The sequence below is a fragment of the Anaerolineales bacterium genome, assembly GCA_037382465.1.
In the GTDB taxonomy this organism is placed as follows: Bacteria; Chloroflexota; Anaerolineae; order Anaerolineales; family E44-bin32; genus WVZH01.
Map to the genome: position 1 here is coordinate 33,508 of JARRPX010000020.1, position 17,675 is coordinate 51,182.

Sequence of the window (17,675 nt, forward strand, 5' to 3'; positions counted from 1 at the left end):
CAAGACCTATCAGCATGCTTTCAAGACCCATCGATTCGCTGCAAGATGTGCGTCGCCGCCGTCGCGCCCGTACCGCCCAGGCATTGCGCCATCCCCGTCTGCACCTCTGGAATTTGATTCTTGCCGGCACGGCCTTGAAGCTGCAGGCACAGTTCTGCGATCTGATACACGCCGGTTGCACCGCAGGAATCGCCGCGTGCCTTCGAACCACCGAAGGTGCAAATGGGAATACTGCCTTCCGGCCGAATGCTTCCATCCTTCGCCAATTTCCATCCTTCGCCGCGCTGCGCGAAGCCGCAAGCTTCGAGAGAGAGCGCGGCAAAGATCGAGAAGCGGTCGTGCAGCTCGAAAACCTGAACGTCTTTGGCCTGGATGCCGGCGAGGGCGTAAGCCTTGTTGGCGGAGTCGATCGCTGCGCCGAATGAAAGCAGATCCTGTCGATCGTGAAGCGCGACGGTCGAAGTGGCTTGTGACGATGCCGCGATGCGAACCTGGGGATGGGAAGGTGTTTCCGGAAATAGCTCGGCTCGCGTGAGGACGAGCGCTGCGGCGCCGTCGGCGATTGGGGCGGCGTCGAACATGTTGACCGGCGGGCAGAGCATAGGCGCTTTGGCGTATTTGCTCTCGTCGATGGCCCGCTGGAACATGGCCATCGGGTTGTTGGCGCCGTTTGCGTGGGCGTTGACGCAGAATCCGGCAAAGGCGTCCTGCGGAACGTCAAATTCATACAGGTAGCGCTGCATCACCAGCGCTGCCTGCGCCGCCGTGGTCACGCCATGAATGGCCTCGTAATCCGCGTCGCCGGACATCACCAGGGCATCTTCCACTTCGGCGCTGGGTCGTTCGGATATTTTTTCCACACCCACGACCAGGGCGACGTCGATCTGACCGGACCGCAGGGCGAGGAACGCCTGGCGTACGGCGGCGCCGCCGGAAGCTTCGGCGGCTTGAATGGTGTATGCTTCGACGCCGCGCAGTCCGGCGAAGTCGGCGACCAATGCGCCCAGTTGTGTTTGCGATGAAAGCACGGGGGCCAGGGAGTTGGCCACGTAAATCGCCTCGGGAACCAGTTCTCCCGCATCCTGGCGCGCTGCCGTGATGGCTTCGAGCGCCAGTGTGCGCAATTGCTTCTCCCAGTGTTCTCCCACGGGAGTAATGCCGAGACCGGCGATGAGAATGTCGTTGGGGTTCGATTTTGTCATCATGGTTTTCACTTCAAAATTAGTTTTCCGCGCAGGCGGGTGTACGTGGCGTAGTCGATTTCCGTGCGGCGTTCGAGATACTGCTGCGTCGAGACGGCGCGCTCGCGTCTCTCGGTCAACGCTTCGGATACCCGCAAACTGAAGGCGTCCGATCCGGCGCCGGAACCGTAGGAGACCAGGAGGATGTGATCGCCCGGCTGTGCGACGTCCAACACTGCGGTCAGACCGATGAGCGCCGATCCGGCGTACGGGTTCCCGATTTTAGGGGAAAGCAGCCCGGCCTGGATTTGTTCCGGCTTGAAACCCAGACTTCGTGCCGCTTTCTGGGGAAATTTGGCATTCGGTTGGTGAAAGACCGCATGCTGGTAATCTTCCGCCGTCGTACCCAGTGCGTCCATGAGGGTGCGGGCGGCGCAGTGGATGTGTTTGAAGTAGGCGGGTTCGCCCGTGAAACGCTCGCCGTGTTCGGGATATTTTTCATATGCCCGCCGGAAAAAATCCGGCGTATCGGTGACGTAGGAATAGGATCCTTCGAAGACTGCCAGCGCTTCCTCGGCCGGCCCGATGACATAGGCTGCGCCGCCTGCGGCCGCCGTGTATTCCAGGGCATCTCCGGGTCTGCCTTGCGCCGTGTCCATGCCGATTGCGAGCGTATAATCCGCCATCCCCGAGCCGATGAGGCCGATGGATGCCTGGAAGGCTTCGGTAGCGGCTTTGCAGGCAAATTCCCAGTCTGCGGCGAGGGTGTGGGGTGTAGCGCCGATCGCCTCCGCAACGACGGTCGAAGTCGGCTTTACGGCGTACGGATGCGATTCGGAGCCCACCCAGACCGCTCGAACGACAGACGGATCGATTTGAGCCCGCTGCAATGCATTCCTGGCGGCTTCGATCGCCATGGTGATGACGTCTTCGTCCAATCCGGCGACCGATTTTTCTTGGATGGGCGTGCCGCCACTGCCGCCCTTCCAGATCCGGGCCACTTCGCTTGCGGGAAGACGATAGCGGGGGACATAACTGCCGTAGCCAACGATCCCGACTTCGCGATCTGGTTGATAGATGCTGGGTTCTGCTCGCGTTTGATCCATGGTTTCGCAACCTCTAGCTGAATTTTGTGAATTGTAAGGCGTTTATCGCTGAAGAGTTGAAGATTTCGGTTTGTGTCCGTTGCCGTTTTTGCTTTGATACAAGCGGACCAATTCCCGTGCGCGTTCCAGGCGGATGGTGTTCTCTTCGACCGTCTGTTTTGCCACGCGATCCACCAGGTCGCCTTTCGCGCCGGCCGCAGCGGCGAGTTGGCGTGCGTGTAAAACCATGTGACCTTCCTGGATTCCTTCCGTTGCCAACGCTCGCAGTGCGGCGAGATTTTGCGCAAGACCCACAGAGACGATCACTTCGGCCAATTCGCGTGCGCTTTCGACTTTCATGATCGCCAGGCTGGCTTGTGCGACCGGATGCACGCGCGTGGCGCCCCCGACGATCCCTACTGCCATCGGCATTTCGAGTTCGCCGTTGAGATTGCCGTCCTCGTCTACCCACCAACGGCTTAGCGAGGTGTAGCGGCCATCTTTTGCGGCATAGGCATGAGCGCCGGCTTCGACCGCCCGCCAATCATTTCCGGTGGCGATCAGCACCGCATCCACCCCGTTCATGATGCCTTTGTTGTGCGTCGCCGCCCGATAAGGATCGGCCGCAGCGAACGCCCAGGTTTCGATGATACCGTCACGAACGCGCTCGCCGTCGTATTCGCCGAACGCCAGATAGTGCGGTGGAATGCTGCAGCGGGCGGATGCCGTGCGCCGATCGGCGAGATTGGAAAGGATTCTGGAGTGAACCCGGCCGCCGGTGATTTCCTCGATCCGCGGCGAGATGTATTCGGCCACGGTGTTGATCGTGTTGGCACCCATGGCGTCGCGCGTATCATATATGATATGGGCGACCAGCATGGGCCCGATCGGCGTGTCTTCTAAAATCCGCACTTCGAGGTCGCGTGCGCCGCCGCCGAGCTGCACGATCACGGGATCGATTTCGTTCGCCAGCTCGAGTATTTCGGCCTTGTGCTGCAGCAATTTCTCCCGGGCGGACTCGAAATCATCGATATCCAGGACCTGGATTTGAGCGATCATCTCGGATTCGCCGGCTTCAGCCTCGAAGCCTCCGCTCGCGCGCACCAATTTCGCCATGAATGAAGCACCCGCAACGACGGATGGTTCTTCAATGGCCATCGGGACGAGGAAGTCTTCGCCGTTGATCAGGAAATTCGCTGCAATTCCGAGTGGCAGACTGTATACGCCGACGACGTTTTCGATCATCTTTTCCGCTTGTTCTGCGGTTAAACCATTCGCGCCCTTCAGGGCAGCGTATTTTTCCGGATCGAGTTCGGCGGTTTCCGATATTCTCTCCAGTCTTTCTTCCATGCTCAAGTTGTACAGACCCGATATGCGTGACGTACCGTTGGTATACATAAATACCCTTCCGTTAGGGATTACATCATAAACTATACAGAGATTTACTGGCAAAAACTATCAGGATGCATATGCATTTGCGGTGATACCGGGATGGGGTAGAATTGGTTTGAAGGGTGAGTATATTCGTGAGTCCGAAAGAACAGGGAAGGGTACAACTCAAGAATCCCACCTCCAATTCACCGTCCGAAGAAACGCGTATGCGTGCGCTTCATCGCGCGACGCTGACTCTTTTTTCCGATCTCTCCTTGGACGGCGTCCTGCGCAGGATTATCCACGCCGCACGCGAACTGGTAAACGCGCGCTACGCAGCCTTAGGCATTCCGGACGGAAAGGGCGGACTGGAGACCTTTATAACGTTGGGCCTCTCGGAAGGGCAAATCAAAGCCATCTCCCACGAACCGGAAGGGAAAGGTTTGCTCGGCGAGATGCTTCGCCTCGGTCACAGTATCCGCATCCCCGATATTGAGGAACACCCCAAATCCGCCGGATTTCCCGAGGGTCACCCGCCGATGACTTCATTCTTGGGCGTGCCGATCTCGGCCTACGGGCGTCCGATCGGTCAGATCTATCTTACGGATAAACGCGATGCCGATGGTTTCAGCGCGGAAGACCAGCGCCTGATCGAAATGCTGGCTTCCCACGCCGCGGCGGCGATCGAGAATGCCAGGCTTTACCGGCAGATTCTTGACAATGAAGCGGAACTCACCCAGCGTAATATGGAGCTCGAGCTGATCAACACCCTGACGACTTCCGTCAGTTCGGCGATGGAACTGGATAGAATGCTCGAAGTGATGCTCGCTCGAGTCATCCAGCTCATTGGTGCCAAAGCCGGCGAAGTCTTTCTCCTCGAGGAAGCTCAGGGAATATATCGCAAGTCGATCCATTCGGGGCCGTCACTGGATGCCTTGTGGGATCAGGAGCAATTCAGGGAAGGCGAGGGATTCATCGGCCGGGTCGTCCGTCTGGGGAAACCTGCCTGGACGACGAAATTGGAAGAGGAACCTCATCTGCACGAGGCCGCCGTAAAAACCGCAGGGATCGGCACGATAGTAGGGGTTCCCCTCACGGCGCCGAGTAAAATCGTTGGAATCTTTACTTTGGCCTTCGAAGGCGAACGAGTGATCGAGGAGCGTGAAATCGGCCTGCTCGAGGCTGTCGGCGCAGGCGCGGGGATTGCCGTGGAAAACGCGCGTTTGTATCGCCAGGCACGGCGATTGGCGGTCCTCGAAGAACGCGAACGCATCGCTATGGATCTCCATGACGGCATCATCCAATCCGTTTATGCGGTAGGTTTGATTCTCGAATATATCCGGCTTCAAATTCACGAAAACCCGGACCAGGCGGTGGAGCGTTTGGAGCAAGCGATAACCGGATTGAACGAAGTCATCGGCGATCTTCGCTCGTACATCCTCGATCTGCAGCCGAGTCGAATGTCTGTGGACAACCTGGGTGCGGCGCTGGAACAACTGCGTCGTGAATTTCGAGCCAATACTCTCGTCGACGTCGATCTGAAAACCGAAGCGAAAGTGCTCGAGTCCCTTCCAAACCCGAAGGCGCGCGAGTTATTCCACATCGCTCAGGAAGCCCTTGCGAACGTGGCGAAACACGCCCGGGCGACGCAAGTCATGATGAGCGTGCGGTCGCTGGGGGATGACGTCACACTGCAGGTCATCGATAACGGTGTGGGTTTTGAGGTGGGGAAAGAACAAAACGTCCTGGGTCACGGCTTATCGAACATGGTGGAAAGAGCGCGCAACATCGGCGCCAAATTCGAAGTCGCCTCGCATCCAGGTGAGGGAACCACGATAACCGTTCGGCTTCCCAAAACGGACGGACGCTGAGCGCCTCCCGTTCGTATTCCGGCCATGCTTTTTATCCCCGAATCAACTTATGTAAAGATATTGACGCGTCATATCTCGCGTGACAGTTTGCCAGACACATTGGGATAGAGATCACTGGAAGCGGAATACCTGGCTTCTTATACTGGGAGTATCCCTGAAGGGGAGGGATACCGATCATGGTCACCGCTCGATTGTATATTTCTGATGAACACACGACGGTTCGCTCCGCACTAGCGGAGCGTCTATCGCGGGATGCCAGCCTGGCTGTGATCGGTCAGTCAGGCGACGCCGAGACGCTGCTTTCCGACATTCGCAAGGACAAACCCGATGTCGTGCTCGTGGAGGTCAAGCGCACGGACGGATTGGGGCTGGAAATCATCCGTCAAATCGCCAACTTGCCCGACCCGCCGCTTTTGATCGTGCTCACTTCATACGCTTCGAGCTGGGAAGAGGACGCTGCCAGTCGGGCAGGTGCAACCGCATATCTTCTCAAAGATATCGATACGGGCGAATTGATTCGGCGCATTCATCGCCTGGTTGCGAGATAATCCTCAATCGAATCGTCCATCAAATCGACAGCGTTCTGCCCATCCACGCATCGAAGTAAACTCGGCTGGCTCGATCTCGTGCTTCCTCTCCCGTCGGACTTCGATCCGCGGTCGATCGCACATGTCGCGTTAATCCCTTTTCGTGAGCATTGAATCCCGTTTTCCTTCGCTTGCTTCACGAATTTGGAGTCGCTGTATCATCAATGACCTTGATCCGGGCTGCTTCTTCCGGTATAGTTGCAATTGTCCGAATATCGAGGTGTGTCTATGCCAATGACGGCAAAACAAAGGAAGCTCCGCCGACGTCAACGACGCGTTCGAAAACTGCGCCGCTTGAAGAAGGACCTGGAGCTGGCCCAGGATCGAACCAGCCGGGAAAAAATCATCGAGAAAATCCGTAAGATATCCCCTTGGGAACCGCTGCCCGATTAACTTCTCTCGAGGATCGAGGGAATCCTCTCAAGACATTGATCATCACTCCGGGGTCCTTCGTTCCTGCACCTGAAACGGTTGAATCATATTTTAAAAGATAGGAGTTCCAGGGGCGCAGCGGGTGGTCTAGAATTTAAACGAGGGGAGCAGCGGGCGAATCACTTCTTTCAACTCGCGAGATGAAAATGGTTTGGCCAAGAAAGCGCTGGCGCCTGCGTTTATGGCTGCTTTGCGGTCCGATGTGGCTGCGATGGCGCTGAAAACGATAATGGGAACATTTGCGGATTTCGTCGCGCAGCGAATCTTGTAGATCAACGTCAGCCCATCGATGTCGGGCATCATGACGTCGGTCAAGATCAAATCGGGTGTATTTTTCTCCAGGAATGCGAGAGCATCCGCAGCACTGTAAGCTCGCTGGCATTTAAAGCCCAACGTCTCCAATATCTCACACACGACATTGCAGACGGTTTCCTCGTCATCAACCACGAGAACATAAAGTGGTTTCCGGGGTGTTTGCTTTTCGTCTTCGAATGGTTTCTCTGGCATCGAACGGACCGTAATTTACTCCATCTCATTATAACAAACTGTATATCAAAACCTGGAATTCAAAGACTCGAATTAGATGGGCTGGCAGGTGGTACTCGCATTGTCGTCCGATATCGTGTACCATATCGCTCGGAGTGCGATCGAATGAAACCGTTGAACAAGCCTCGCGGGACCGTGCTCGGCCAAGGTTGTTTCCTCGGATTCGCCTTGTTTTGGACTGCTTTGTCCGTTTTCATGTTCGTCATGGCCTGGAATGATCATGAAGTGCCTGCAATTTTGTTCATCTCTTTGTTCGTGCTCATCGGCCTGGCGATGCTCGTGGCTGCACTGTGGCGTTATTTCTCGAGACTCAGACTGAGCTCCCCCGTGATTACGATCTCCAATACCGAACTCCAGGTCGGGGAGCGTTTCAACGTAGATTATCAACAGGCTTACAAGGTCGCCAGCGAGGTCAGCAAAGCCAGCGTTTCCCTCGTTTTCCAGGAGGCGGCCACATACACCCAGGGAACCGATACGCGCACGGATCGCCATACGGACGTCGTGGAAACGCATGAAATACCAGGCCGGCGGTTCGAAGCCGGGGAAGTCATGCGGCAAAGCCTTTCGATGGCGATTCCCAGCGAGGCGATGCACACTTTCATCGCCGATAACAACAAGCTTCAGTGGTTCGTTCGCGTGCACGTAGACATCGTCGACTGGCCGGACCTGGAAGAGAATTACGAGATTCGTGTGATGCCGCAAAAGGCATGGGGCATTTGAGATGAGTAAAGCAGACTTTGAGATCGCGCTTCAGGGTGGCGAGGCGGACGGCGTTTTCCTGCGTTTCAAACCCGGCGAAACGATGCAAGGTTCGGTTCAGGTTACGCCTCAGCGCGACATGAATTGCAGACATCTCTTGGTTCGCCTCATTTGGCAAACGGAAGGACGCGGGGATCGCGATCACGGCGTAGGCGGGGAAATCGACCTTTTCCAGGGCAAACTGCAGGCGGGAACGCCGAGGTACCATTCCTTCCATTTCCGCCTTCCCGACGAGCCATGGAGTTATGCCGGCCACTACATCAACATCGTCTGGCGGGTAGAGGTTTCGATCGATCTGGCCATGACGGTCGACCCCAGAGCCGCCAAGCCGTTCATCCTCGTTCCGGCGTAGGCAGTCACTGCGCCATCGCGCGGCGCAGCACTTCGACCGAAATGACACTTTCGAATTGCCGCCGCTGGAAGACCTCGTAGAGAAAATCTTCGAGCGAACGAAGATCATCAGCGAAGGTTTCACCGAGCCAACCATAGGCTTCCTCGGTCAACGAAGCTCTGGCGCTTTCCCCCTCGGAGAAAAATCGTAATCGTCGTTCGATGACGCTGCGCACGAACTCGGCTTCGTGATGATGGAGCGGGATCGTCTGCAGCGGGCGGCGTAGCCGTGCGAACACGGGGCTGAGATCTTCGTGGCTGCCGAAAATGAGCCGTAAGCCAGCCTCGCGCATCGGGGCAACTTTCTTCACCACCCGCAGGCGTTGATTCTGGGTCAGGCGCTGCATTTCGTCGATCAACAGGATTTCGCCCACGGGCCACGTCCCTGGCAATTTCGTTTGCCCCGGCGGCAGGTAGCAGTACTGCACCTTGTGGCCCTGATCCTTGAAGCGTTTCTTCAAGGCCAACAGCGCCGATGTCTTTCCGGAACCTTGATTTCCGATGATCTGCAGGTGACTGAAATCCCCTTCGATCGCCTCTTCGATCGCCTGGGGCACGACCGCGATCTGAGACCATTCCTCGCGCGTCAGGGCACGGAACGGGTTGCAGCGAAAGCCCAGGTCGTGAAAGGGAAAAAATCGGCTCGTCATTGAAAGTTACGTGTTTTGTTTGACGATGTGGGCGTTCACGACTCTCATGTCCGCCGCGTACGTACCCGCAGCGCAAACACGGCCAACAAATACATGGCGGAGGCGAGTATCAAACATGCCAGGATGCCTTTCCCGAGGAGGCTGCCATCCCAGCCGTTGTTGATCAGACTGCGCATTGCTTCCAACACGTAGGTTATGGGATTGATGCTTGCGGCTGTCTTTAACCAGCCGTCGAGCAGATCGAGCGGGACGAAGGTCGGTGCGAGGAAGGTTAGTGGGAAAAAGATGAAGCTGGCGCCCTGTGTCGCCGCGGCGCTCCCGCTTCCCAGGGCGGCCGAGACTGTGAAACCTGCGAATCCCGTTCCCAGAAGAACGGCCAAACCAACGATCGCGAGTGCGCCATTGATGCCGGTCACGATTTTCAAGCCCATGATCAGACCTACGCAGAGAACGAGAGACGCCTGCAAACCCAGAATAATGGCGCCGGCCAGAATCGGGGCGAGAAGAAGCGAGGCACGGCTGATCGGTGTTAGCAGGAGTTTATCGAAATAGCCGCTGTTGGAGTCGCGCACGAGATTCTGAGCGGCGATACCGGCGCCGGAAAGCGCTGCGCTGATAATCGACAGCGGCAAGATGAACCCCAGATAACTGTTGGAACCCAGGTTGGGGATGAAATTGGCTGCTTCGCCCAGGGTGGAATCGTATATGATCAGGAAGAACAGACTGATGGCCAATGGGGGAAGCAGCGCCTCCGGGGTTCTGAAAATCGTGACCAAACTGCGCCAGGTAAGGAGCAGAAGCTGGAGCGGTGACCATCTTCGCGACGGGTTGTCACAAGATGTATTTACTGAGTTAGTGTTTTGACTCATGATCCTGTGTCCTTTTTACTTGTGGCGCCTTGTTCGGTTTTAGTTTCTTGGCTTTGAAGTCGTTGCCCGGTCACCTGTAGAAAGACGTCATCCAGCGTCGGTTGGGTGAGCGTTAACGAGATCGGATTCAGGTTCGCCTGCTGCAACCGACTGACGACCTGAGGAATGGTTTCGGCCGCCTGGTTCAGATACAACCTTACGGTATTGCGATCGATTTGCGTGCGATCGGTGATGTCGCTCAGCAGCTGGCAGGCGCGATCTGCCGTGGAGCGATCGTCGAAAATAACGTTGATCGCTTCCAGCCCCAGCCCGGCTTTGAGTTGAGCCGGAACACCTTGAGCCTGAAGTTTACCCTGATCGATGATCGCGATTCGATCGGAAAGTACATCGGCCTCCTCCAAATACTGCGTGGTGAGAAAGATGGTCATGCCGATTTCCCCGTTGAGCCTGCGGACTTCCTGCCAGACATCGCGCCTGCTCGTAGGGTCAAGACCAGTCGTCGGTTCATCGAGGAAGAGGATTTCAGGTTCGTGAACGAGCGCCAGGGCGAGATCCAACCGCCGACGCATCCCACCACTGTATGTACCCACGCGACGGTCGACGGCGTCCGTGAGGCCGACCAATTGCAGCAGCTCGTCCGCTCGTTCGCGGGCTTGCTGGCGGCTCTTGCCGAACAATTGACCTTGAAGAATCAATAACTCGAGCGGCTTCATTATGGGGTCGAGACCGATTTCTTGAAGCGCGACGCCCGCAATTCGACGTACTTCGTCCGCTTCACATTTGATGTCATATCCGCCGACACGGGCGTTACCGTAAGTGGGCAGGCCCAAGGTAGTGAGTATTTTTATCGTGGTGCTTTTACCCGCTCCGTTGGGTCCCAAGAAGCCGAATATTTCGCCGGCATTCACTGTAAAGGAAATATCATCGACAGCCTGCACGCCGGGGTAGTGTTTCGCGAGGTTTTCCACGATTATTTCTCGGTTTGACATAGGCAACTCCTTTCATCCAATAGATGCGCGATGTGAATGCGGTGTTACATACTTTTACTATTCAACGGAACGGATCCCCTCAAAGATGACGGCGGTGTCAGAGTCTAGTCTACTTGTATGATCCCCCAATCTTCCTATCCGTCGCCATTCTTGCCCATCAAATTCCTCAGAGCCGCTTCGGCTTTCGGGAACCGGAAATGATATCCTTCGGCGAGCAGCCTTTCGGGGAGGACTCGCGAGCCTTTCAGCAAGGTGCTGGACATTTCTCCAAACAAGAGTTTCAGCGCGATGCCCGGGATGCGCAGGAAGCTGGGCCGTTTCATCACCCGCGCCAGTGTTTTCATGAACTCGGCATTGGTGAGCGGATTCGGGGCGGTCAGATTATACGCACCCGCGGCCTGTGTTCGGCCGGCGAGGAATCGCAGCACGCCTATAACGTCGTCAATGTGCACCCATGAAAAATACTGCTGGCCCGAACCCAGCGGGCCGCCGAGGAACAGCCTGGTCTGCCAGATCATTGGCGGTAGGGCGCCGTCCTCGGAGTGCAGCACGGGCCCCAGGCGCACGATCACGCGGCGCACGCCCATGTCCTCCACACTGCGCGTGGAAGGCTCCCAGCATTCAGTACATATTCGTGCCAGGAAGCTGTCTCCCGGAGGTGTTGCTTCGGTTACGTGTTCGGAAGCAACGGGGTAATAATCGACGCCGGAAAATTGGATCAGCACAGCGGGTTTGTTGGAAGCATTCTCGATTGCCTGAACGAGCGCTTTGCCCGCTTGCGCCCGGCTGTCGCAGATGCGTTCTTTGCGGGCGGAGGTCCAGCGCAGCCTGAATGGATTGGGCCCGGCGATGCGCTCGCCGGCCATGTTGACCACCACATCCACGCCCTCGATTGAGTGCCCCCATCCTTTGGCCGTGGCACCGTCCCATGCAACCAACCGTCGTCCCTCGACTTCGCCTTCGTGGGCTTTTGGATTTCGACTGAGGACAACGACTTCGTCGCCGTTTGCGATCAGATTCGCGCTCAGCGCTTGGCCGATCATGCCAGTGCCGCCGGTAAGAAGCCATCTCATTTTCGTTCTCCCGTATTTGAGTGGACGTGCGGTCAGTTCGTGCGTCGAAATGTATGCCGAGCTTGCTTAACATTTATTATAACTTCTCCATTTTCCATTTTTACATCTGCCGAGCGAGCTTGCATTGCCGTCGAGTTTTCGGAGAATCCTTGACGCCGCGTCCGGGATTGTTCAAAATAGGTGCGCTCCCTTCCAAGAAGATCGGGAGCGTATAATTTGCCGTTAACTGAGAGCGCTCCCAAATTTCGTGCATGGAATCGATAACGTCGAAGAGCTGACGCATCTGGGTGGTGCTCTCCATTCGATGGTATCCTGAGTGGTTTCACATCGATGCCGAGGTGCAAGGAGCTGACATGCGTTTTGGGTTTTTCGACGATCGTTCGCGCGAGTACGTGATCACGCAGCCGGATACGCCGCTGCCCTGGATCAATTACCTGGGTTCGGAGGCGTTCTTCTCTTTGATTTCGAACACGGCGGGAGGATATTGTTTCTATCGGGACGCCCGCTACCGGCGGCTGACGCGCTACCGTTACAACAACGTACCCCTGGATTCCAGCGGCCGTTACCTCTACTTGCGCAGCAATGCCGACGGCGACTTCTGGTCTCCGACGTGGCAGCCCGTGCGAAAGGACCTCGAGGCTTACTCCTGCAGGCACAGCATGGGCTACAGCATCATCCGCTCCACGTACCGGCAGATCCAGACCGAGATTCGCTATTTCGTCCCCCTGGGCGAAAACCTGGAAGTCTGGGACATGACCCTGGCCCAATCAGCCCGAGGCCGTCCCCGATTTCGCGCAGCTCGCGGCGAGGATGGCGAATTCCATTCGCCGGCACGGCTGGGACGGGGATTGGTTCCTGCGTGCGCATGACAGCTTTGGGAATCCGCTCGGCTCCAGGGTGAACGAAGAGGGCCAGATCTTCATCGAGCCCCAGGGGATGTGCGTGATGGCCGGCGTGGGTCTCGAAGATGGAACGGCGCGGCGGGTACTCGACTCGGTCAAAGAGCGGCTGGCCACCGAACACGGCATCGTGCTGCATCGACCCGCTTTCACCCAATACTATCTCCGCCTGGACGAAATTTCTTCCTACCCGCCGGGTTACAAGGAGAATGCGGGTATCTTCTGCCATACCAACCCCTGGATCATGATCTCCGAAACGCGCATGGGGAATGGGGATCGAGCCTTTGACTATTACACGCGCATCAATCCCTCCGCTCGCGAGGCGATCAGCGAGATCCATCGATGCGAACCGTACGTTTGTGCCCAGATGATCGCCGGCCGCGAGGCGCCTGGAGTGAGTGAAGCAGAAAATTCGTGGCTGTCGGGCACGGCGGCCTGGGATTACGTCGCCATCACCCAATGGATTCTGGGCATCCGGTCCGATTTTTGCGGTCTGAGAATCTCTCCCGTCGTCCCCGGCGAGTGGACCGGTTCTACAGCCCGGCGTATCTACCGCGGAGTGACGTATAATATCGACGTCAAACGGACGGGGCCGGGAAATTCCGTCTCTCTCAATGTGGATGGCGTCCCGATTGAAGGCGAAATCGTCCCCTTGCCGTCGGAGGGAGAAAAGGCGTGTGCCGTCGAGGTGCAGATTTCGTAGGGGTGTGCGTTCAGCGAACGCGTGCCGTTCTTCCCATCTCCAGAAGATTCATTAGCCAGTTGAAATCCGGTGATCTCCGATGAGTCAAGCGGTGATATTAATGGGCGTCTCCGGTTGTGGAAAGTCCACGATTGGAACGCAGCTGTGCAGGCGATTGGGCTGGGCGTTCATCGAAGGGGATGAAATTCACCCTGCGGAGAACGTTAAAAAGATGACGAGCGGTATTCCGCTCGACGATCAAGACCGCCTGCCCTGGCTGAAACGCATCAACGCGCTGCTGCTCGAAAAACAGGCTGAAGGCGCCTCGGTAGTCGTGAGCTGTTCGGCCTTGAAACGGAAGTACCGCGAGATTCTCGCCCGGGGAGTTGGGAACCTGACCTTCGTGTACCTGATGGGGGACTACGAAACGATTTTCGCACGCATGCAGAGTCGGGATCCGCATTACATGAAAGCGGACATGCTGCGCTCCCAATTCGACGCGCTGGAGCCTCCGGACGCTGCGGAGGCGCTTGAAATTTCGATCGATCAACCGGTCGAGGACATTGTGGAGGATATCATCCGTGGGATTCAACGGGATGGGGATTGAAACGAGCCCGGATTATCCTGAGGTCGCCACGCGACTATGCGGCGGATTTGAGGGGGATTCGAACCCCCGTTTTGGGCTTGAAAGGCCCACGTCCTGGTCCCCTAGACGATGGGGGCAACGGCCGGATTGTACCACGGTGCGTGGAACAGGGTCAACGCTTCTTTCTTTGTTTGCGTTTTGTCCCATCAACAAAGTATGAAGGTGCCGTGATGGCGTAGATTTTACACAAGCGGTTATCTAACATCCGCGAGCGAATGCGAGGCTCAATGTTATCCACATCGTCAGCAGTTGTGATTACCGTAGGAAGTTCCGCATTGTAACGGAAATTGAATAATTGATAGAGTTTTTCTCGAACCCAGGGGGTTGTGGCCTGGGTTCCTAAATCATCTAAAACCAGGATTGGTGCGGCACGGACCTCTTCGAATCGCCGATCATAGGAAATCTCACTCTTTGGGTTGAAAGTGGCGCGCAGGTGATCGAGCAGGTCGGGCACCTGGATGAAGACAACCGCGTGACCCTGGCTGGCGCAAACATTGGCGATCGCCGCGGCCAGATGTGTTTTACCCGAACCGTAAGTTCCAGTGATGACCATCCATCCTTTAGGTTTTTCGGAAAATTTCACCGCCGCTTCCAGAGCAAGCTTGAGGCTGCGCGTGTCTTCCGGAGCCAGGCGTTCCTTGTCGCGCGTGTTGAAGTTGGCGAAACTCTGTTCTTTGTGGAGTTCGAGCGACGAGATTCCATTTGTCCCGACCTGATCGCGATCCAGGCGGTAGTCCGGGGCCAGGATTTCAACCTGGGTGACCAGATTGGGCTCCGATAGACGCGAACGCATGCGTCCCTCGATCTGTTCCAACGCCAGGTTGGTCGTCACCAGGATGGGCAGGCGGTTGACGTAGCGGTAGTTCAAGATCTGGAACAGTTTTTCACGCGCCCAATCGGTGGCGTTCTGCGTGCCAAAATCGTCGAGGATCAACAAAGGGGCGGAGCGGATTTGTACGAAGCGCTCTTCGAAGGTCGTGTCCTCGGCGTTGAATGCGAAGCGCAGCGAATCGAGCAGGTCGGGCACCGTGAGAAACAGGGTGGGCACCCCGAGAGAGGCGCATTCGTTGGCGACGGCGGCGGCGAGATGCGTCTTCCCGCAGCCGTACGGTCCCTGGATCAGCAGCCAGCCGTCCAGGCTGTGGGCGAATTTCTGCGCCGCTTCCAGGGCATTTCCCAGCGATTGGCGTTGATGCGCCGGCAGGTTGTGACGGCCTTCCGGGTTGAAACTCTCGAAGGTGAGATGCTTCAATTCGTCCAGGTTGCTGAAGCGGTACAGGCGGCTGCGCACCCGCTCACGTACATCCGGCTGGCGGCATGGGCAGATTTCGACCTTGCCGAAGTTGGGGTCTTCGAGCGGAACGTCGGCGCGCAAATACCCCACGCCGCCGCACAGCGGGCATCCCGGATCGCCGAGTGGTTCTTCAGGGCGGTCAGCGTTCGATGAAGTCGGAGAAGTCCCCTTCGACGTAGCGGCGGCGAGCCTTTTCAGAGTCTCCTCGATCTTCTCGCTCATCTCTCCCTCGTTTGTCCCAATCTTCGAGTATCGCTTCCACGTAGCGCCATTTTCTGACGTTGTTCTCGACGGCGATGCGGATGGCATCTTCGATCCACGCCGCCGGATAGCTGTCCTCCGCTTCACGCAGCCGGTCGGCGATCATGGGCGTCAGCGCGCCGATGTTTTGTTCGTAAAGAACGAAGATGTTCGGTCGTTCGACCTTCAGCTCGACCGGATGGTCCTCGATTCCCGTAGGGCGCCAGTCGCCGCGTTCGATTCCCTCGATCGCGGCGCGTCCCTTGGGGGTGTTCAGAAAGTATAACGCTTCTTCGCCGTCCGCAAACGTCAAGACCGCTTTGAGAAACGTCCCGCGGGCCACGGCGCGTTCCAATGCGTCTGCCAGCTTTTCCCGTGGGTCCTGACCGCCCGAATCGAAGCTCCGCATGAAAACTTCGTCGGCTGCGATTTCCGACTCGCGCAGGTACCTGTGGCGGCCTTCCTTCTGCGCCAGTGCCCAGAAGGCGTAGAGCGTGAGTTTCAATTCCCCCAGATGGTCGATGGCCGGGAGCAGCTCGCTGTAGAATAAATTCGGCACCGGTGTGGTTCGTAATTTGCCGGCCGGGAATCCGGAGAACCCTTTTTGTGCTTTCATCTCAACCGTTTATATATGAATGTGCGGCAGATGGCAAAGGACTTCATTTCTCGAACCGGACAATTCATCCGATTTGCGATAGATCGACCTGCCGCGTGGCGGCGTTCTCGAACTTCGCCAGCGCTTTACGGAAAACCAGTTCGACGCTGCCCACGGGTCCGTTTCGGTGTTTGGCCACGATGATCTCGGCGATGTTTTGTTTGAGCGTGTCTTCTTCGTATTGATCCGGGCGGTAGATGAACATCACCACGTCGGCGTCCTGCTCGAGGCTGCCCGATTCGCGTAGATCGGAGAGGATCGGACGCGGTGGTCTGCGGGCTTCCACGGCGCGTGAGAGCTGTGCGGCGGCCAAGACGGGCACCTTCAACTCGCGCGCCAGGGCTTTCATGTTGCGCGAGATGTAGGAGACTTCCTGCACCCGGTTGTCGATGCGCGTTTCTCCGGTCATCAACTGCAGGTAATCGACGACGATCAAATCCAGCCGCACTTCCATGTGCAGGCGGCGGCACTTCGTGTGCAACTGCAGCGGCGTGATGGCAGGTGTGTCATCCAGATAGATGTGCGTGTCGCCCAGCGCGCTGACGGCCTGCGTGAACAAGGGCCACTCGTCGTCCTCCAGATTGGCCAATCTCAGCCGCTGCGAATCGATGCCCGTCTCCTGCGACACCAGACGCTGCACGAGTTGTTCGTTCGACATCTCGAGCGAGAAGAGCGCCACGTGCTTCTTGTGCAATTGGCTGGCGTTCTTGGCGACCGAAAGGCAGAATCCGGATTTCCCCTGCCCGGGACGCCCGGCGATGATCAGAAAGTCGCTGGGCTGCAAACCGCCCAGCAAACGGTCCAGATCGAGGAAACCTGTGGGTACGCCCAGGGTCTCGTCGCGGTGCCGGGCGAGATAATCGATGCGGTCGTAGTATTCGCTGACGACCTGCTTGATCGGCTGTAACTGGTGGGCGAGCCTGCGCTCGCTCACGCCGAAGATCGCCTTCTCGGCGTCGTTGACCACGTCTTCGATGAGGGCGTCGGCTTTGAACGCCAATCGAGCGACCTGGTTTGCCGCCTGGAGCAGACGTCTGCGGGTTGCGGTCTCTTCGACCAGGTGGCCGTACGCTTCGGCGTGGAGCGTGGAGGGCACGTTGTTGATCAGCGTCGTGAGATACGCCGGACCGCCGGTTTCGTCGAGCTGGTTTCTGCGTTCCAGTTCCTCGGAGACGGTCAGAATGTCGATCGGCAGGCGCTGCTCCTGCAGGCTGGTGAATGCATTCCACACCCAGCGGTTGCGGTGCAGGAAGAAATCATCCGCAGTGAGGAAATGAGCGACGTCGTAATACACCTCGGGATTGACGAGAACAGCGCCCAACACGGCTTCTTCCGCCACGCGGTCGTAGGGCATCTCCTGGCTTTGCCCGCTGTCCTGCGGAGCGACGGAAAAAGAGGGGGAGTCACTCATTCGTGTGGATTCCTGCTAATCGGATTTTATTATTCGGCTCGAAAG

Annotated in this window: 19 protein-coding genes and 1 tRNA gene; 8 read left to right on the plus strand and 12 right to left on the minus strand. The window is 57.3% G+C overall.

The window, feature by feature from the left end; all coding sequences use genetic code 11:
- Positions 1-20: 20 nt before the first annotated feature.
- From P8Z34_07255 to P8Z34_07265, 3 genes are read right to left on the minus strand one after another with little or no spacing between them, the layout of a single operon-like run.
- The gene (locus P8Z34_07255) at positions 21-1,205 is read right to left on the minus strand and encodes a beta-ketoacyl synthase N-terminal-like domain-containing protein (protein ID MEJ2550462.1); all 1,185 of its coding nucleotides are present in this window, start codon (positions 1,203-1,205) and stop codon (positions 21-23) included.
- Positions 1,206-1,210: 5 nt separating this feature from the next.
- Positions 1,211-2,287: a hydroxymethylglutaryl-CoA synthase gene (locus P8Z34_07260; GenBank protein ID MEJ2550463.1), complete on the minus strand. Its 1,077-nt coding sequence runs from the start codon at positions 2,285-2,287 to the stop codon at positions 1,211-1,213.
- A 42-nt stretch (positions 2,288-2,329) separates the two neighbouring features.
- Positions 2,330-3,664, minus strand: a complete 1,335-nt coding sequence (locus P8Z34_07265; protein MEJ2550464.1) for a hydroxymethylglutaryl-CoA reductase, degradative — start codon at positions 3,662-3,664, stop codon at positions 2,330-2,332.
- Positions 3,665-3,792: 128 nt separating this feature from the next.
- Between P8Z34_07265 and P8Z34_07270 the strand changes: the two genes are divergently transcribed.
- From P8Z34_07270 to P8Z34_07280, 3 genes are all read left to right on the plus strand, one after another.
- Positions 3,793-5,508 (plus strand): GAF domain-containing sensor histidine kinase, encoded by a 1,716-nt coding sequence (locus tag P8Z34_07270; protein MEJ2550465.1) that lies wholly within the window; start codon positions 3,793-3,795, stop codon positions 5,506-5,508.
- A 176-nt stretch (positions 5,509-5,684) separates the two neighbouring features.
- On the plus strand, positions 5,685-6,056 hold the full coding sequence (locus tag P8Z34_07275; protein MEJ2550466.1) for a response regulator transcription factor: 372 nt from the start codon (positions 5,685-5,687) through the stop codon (positions 6,054-6,056).
- Between the two features lie 273 nt (positions 6,057-6,329).
- Complete coding sequence (locus P8Z34_07280; protein MEJ2550467.1) at positions 6,330-6,488, plus strand: hypothetical protein; 159 nt, start codon at positions 6,330-6,332, stop codon at positions 6,486-6,488.
- A gap of 126 nt (positions 6,489-6,614) precedes the next feature.
- On the opposite strand, the gene P8Z34_07285 is transcribed toward P8Z34_07280, so the two are convergent.
- A complete protein-coding gene (locus P8Z34_07285; GenBank protein ID MEJ2550468.1) occupies positions 6,615-7,034 on the minus strand; it encodes a response regulator in 420 nt (139 codons plus the stop codon).
- A gap of 144 nt (positions 7,035-7,178) precedes the next feature.
- On the opposite strand from P8Z34_07285, the gene P8Z34_07290 reads away from it, so the two are divergent.
- Together P8Z34_07290 and P8Z34_07295 are read left to right on the plus strand one after the other, a co-directional pair.
- Positions 7,179-7,793, plus strand: a complete 615-nt coding sequence (locus P8Z34_07290; protein MEJ2550469.1) for a hypothetical protein — start codon at positions 7,179-7,181, stop codon at positions 7,791-7,793.
- Between the two features lies 1 nt (position 7,794).
- Complete coding sequence (locus P8Z34_07295) at positions 7,795-8,184, plus strand: hypothetical protein (GenBank protein ID MEJ2550470.1); 390 nt, start codon at positions 7,795-7,797, stop codon at positions 8,182-8,184.
- Between the two features lie 4 nt (positions 8,185-8,188).
- Here the strand turns inward: P8Z34_07295 and P8Z34_07300 are convergent, their stop codons facing one another.
- The 4 genes from P8Z34_07300 to P8Z34_07315 all read right to left on the minus strand — a co-directional run bounded on the left by P8Z34_07300 (position 8,189) and on the right by P8Z34_07315 (position 11,803).
- Positions 8,189-8,872, minus strand: coding sequence for a hypothetical protein (locus tag P8Z34_07300; protein MEJ2550471.1), 684 nt, complete (start codon positions 8,870-8,872; stop codon positions 8,189-8,191).
- 44 nt (positions 8,873-8,916) lie between these two features.
- Positions 8,917-9,741 carry an ABC transporter permease gene (locus P8Z34_07305; protein ID MEJ2550472.1) on the minus strand — a complete coding sequence of 275 codons (825 nt, stop codon included), beginning with the start codon at positions 9,739-9,741 and terminating at the stop codon, positions 8,917-8,919.
- Entirely contained in the window at positions 9,738-10,730 is a 993-nt protein-coding gene (locus tag P8Z34_07310; GenBank protein MEJ2550473.1) for an ATP-binding cassette domain-containing protein, read from the minus strand. The genes P8Z34_07305 and P8Z34_07310 overlap by 4 nt, the downstream gene beginning before the upstream one ends.
- A 134-nt stretch (positions 10,731-10,864) precedes the next feature.
- Positions 10,865-11,803, minus strand: a complete 939-nt coding sequence (locus P8Z34_07315; GenBank protein ID MEJ2550474.1) for a TIGR01777 family oxidoreductase — start codon at positions 11,801-11,803, stop codon at positions 10,865-10,867.
- Positions 11,804-12,156: 353 nt separating this feature from the next.
- Between P8Z34_07315 and P8Z34_07320 the strand changes: the two genes are divergently transcribed.
- The 3 genes from P8Z34_07320 to P8Z34_07330 all read left to right on the plus strand — a co-directional run bounded on the left by P8Z34_07320 (position 12,157) and on the right by P8Z34_07330 (position 13,991).
- The gene (locus tag P8Z34_07320) at positions 12,157-12,672 is read left to right on the plus strand and encodes a hypothetical protein (protein MEJ2550475.1); all 516 of its coding nucleotides are present in this window, start codon (positions 12,157-12,159) and stop codon (positions 12,670-12,672) included.
- Positions 12,614-13,405 (plus strand): hypothetical protein, encoded by a 792-nt coding sequence (locus P8Z34_07325; protein ID MEJ2550476.1) that lies wholly within the window; start codon positions 12,614-12,616, stop codon positions 13,403-13,405. Before P8Z34_07320 ends, P8Z34_07325 begins: the two co-directional genes overlap by 59 nt.
- A 79-nt stretch (positions 13,406-13,484) precedes the next feature.
- Positions 13,485-13,991 (plus strand): gluconokinase, encoded by a 507-nt coding sequence (locus tag P8Z34_07330; GenBank protein ID MEJ2550477.1) that lies wholly within the window; start codon positions 13,485-13,487, stop codon positions 13,989-13,991.
- Between the two features lie 45 nt (positions 13,992-14,036).
- Here the strand turns inward: P8Z34_07330 and P8Z34_07335 are convergent.
- The 4 genes from P8Z34_07335 to dnaB all read right to left on the minus strand — a co-directional run bounded on the left by P8Z34_07335 (position 14,037) and on the right by dnaB (position 17,630).
- A tRNA-Glu gene (locus P8Z34_07335) sits at positions 14,037-14,101 on the minus strand.
- Between the two features lie 41 nt (positions 14,102-14,142).
- Entirely contained in the window at positions 14,143-15,546 is a 1,404-nt protein-coding gene (locus tag P8Z34_07340; protein MEJ2550478.1) for an ATP-binding protein, read from the minus strand.
- Positions 15,464-16,180: a DnaD domain protein gene (locus P8Z34_07345; GenBank protein ID MEJ2550479.1), complete on the minus strand. Its 717-nt coding sequence runs from the start codon at positions 16,178-16,180 to the stop codon at positions 15,464-15,466. The genes P8Z34_07340 and P8Z34_07345 overlap by 83 nt, the downstream gene beginning before the upstream one ends.
- A 64-nt stretch (positions 16,181-16,244) precedes the next feature.
- Positions 16,245-17,630 (minus strand): replicative DNA helicase, encoded by a 1,386-nt coding sequence (gene dnaB / locus P8Z34_07350; protein ID MEJ2550480.1) that lies wholly within the window; start codon positions 17,628-17,630, stop codon positions 16,245-16,247.
- Between the last annotated feature and the right edge of the window lie 45 nt (positions 17,631-17,675).